We start from the raw sequence: 1,445 nt of genomic DNA, 5'->3' as shown, positions 1-1,445 counted from the left end.
CCCCCGGCGCCCGGCCGGCGGGGGCGGGCCGGGCGCCGAGGACGTCGGTGGTCACGGTGCGCGTCGCCCGGGTCAGCGGTGCGTGGCCGCGCGGCGCGCGACCACCTGACGACCCGCGAGCGTCGCACCGGCGACGCCGAGCGCGACGAGCATCGTCAGCGCGACCGGCACGGCCGGCGACGGCCGGTCCGCGGCGAGGCCGACCTGACCCGCCTGCACGCCCGACGGACCGGAGTGCAGCCCGCCGATGGTCTGCGTCGCGAGCGCGAGGTTGCCCGCCTCGGCCGAGCCCCACGCGTAGACGATCGTGCTCGTGCCCTCGGTCACCGGGACGTCGGCCGGGCCGAGCAGCGCGGGCTCCGTGGTGCCGGTCGCGACGACCGACGCCGAGACCGTGCCGGCCGGCAGGTCGAGCGACTTCTCGTTCGGGTTGGTCAGGTTCGAGATCACGGCCTGACCGCCCGCGAGGACGTCGACGCCCGGTGCGGCGGCGACGTGGCGGACCGTGAGAGGGCCCTGCCCGGCGGCCGTGGCCGACGTGTCGTTGGTGAACAGGGTCGCGGTGGGCTGGCCCGACGCGTCGAGGTGCGCGACGGCGGTGTAGTTCTTGCCGCCCTCCAGCGGGAGGTCCACGGGGCCGATCGCGGGCGAGGACGCGTCGGCCGCGTCGGCCGCCGTGATCGCGACGCTGTACGTGCCCGCGGGCAGGTCGAGCGGGCCCGCGAGCGTGCCGGGCGTGAAGTCGTCGAGCGTGCGCTCGCCGTTGACCCACACGTCGACCGTGAGGTCGGGGACGCCGTGCAGCACCGAGAGCTTCGCGGTGCTGCCGGTCGCGGCGCTCGCGGGCAGGGCGGTCAGGGTCGCGGTCAGGCCGAGGGCCAGCGCGCCGGCAGCGGTGCCGGCCAGGAGTCGTGCGCGCATCGGTGGGGTCCTTCCGTTCGGCCCGCCAGGGCGGGCGAGGACGTGCTGACACGACTACTTCCCTCGGGGGTGCGCGCGCGGATGCACCCCGTGCGGACTTTTTTCCCGGACCGTCCGCGCGCGGGGGCGTCGCGGGTCGGCACGCGCCGTCCGCCCGACCTGCGGCGACGTGCTTTCCGCAACACGCTCCTTGCGTAAAAAGGGCCTCTGACCTGCGGCTGAGCCAGGCCTGGCTTGGTGGCGGGATGCCGTGGGCGGGTCTAGCGTCGAGGAGAGGGCGCAGCCGCCAGGTCGTGCCCGACAGGTTGTCCCGACCTACCGGAGGTACCGATGAGCACGCTCGCAGAGCTCCCCGCCGTGGCCGAGTGCTCGGTCGCCGGCTGTTCGTACAACGACCACTCGTCCTGCCACGCCGCGGCCGTCACCATCGGCGGCGCCGGCGACGCGCAGTGCGCGACGTTCATCCCCCTGAGCGTCAAGGGCGGTCTCGACCGCGTCGTGTCGCACGTCGGCGCGTGCCAGCG

General features: G+C 75.6%; 2 protein-coding genes. One reads left to right on the top strand and one right to left on the bottom strand.

The genetic code is table 11. The annotated features are described in order from the left end of the window. Positions 1-72: 72 nt before the first annotated feature. The gene (locus CS2_RS18235) at positions 73-921 is read right to left on the bottom strand and encodes a DUF4397 domain-containing protein (RefSeq protein WP_070321021.1); all 849 of its coding nucleotides are present in this window, start codon (positions 919-921) and stop codon (positions 73-75) included. 330 nt (positions 922-1,251) lie between these two features. Here CS2_RS18235 and CS2_RS18230 point away from each other — a divergent pair. Further along, positions 1,252-1,445: DUF1540 domain-containing protein (locus CS2_RS18230; protein WP_070321020.1), on the top strand; the 194-nt coding region annotated here is incomplete at its 3' end.

This window comes from Cellulomonas iranensis NBRC 101100 = JCM 18110 (genome assembly GCF_001552375.1).
Classification (GTDB): Bacteria; Actinomycetota; Actinomycetes; order Actinomycetales; family Cellulomonadaceae; genus Cellulomonas; species Cellulomonas iranensis.
The sequence above is the reverse complement of the archived record's forward strand: the minus strand, read 5'-3'. Positions and strand labels throughout refer to the sequence as shown.

Excerpts from the sequence above, each read along its gene's own strand:
- CS2_RS18235 (WP_070321021.1), bottom strand. The coding sequence starts at position 921 with ATGCGCGCACGACTCCTGGCCGGCACCGCTGCCGGCGCGCTGGCCCTC.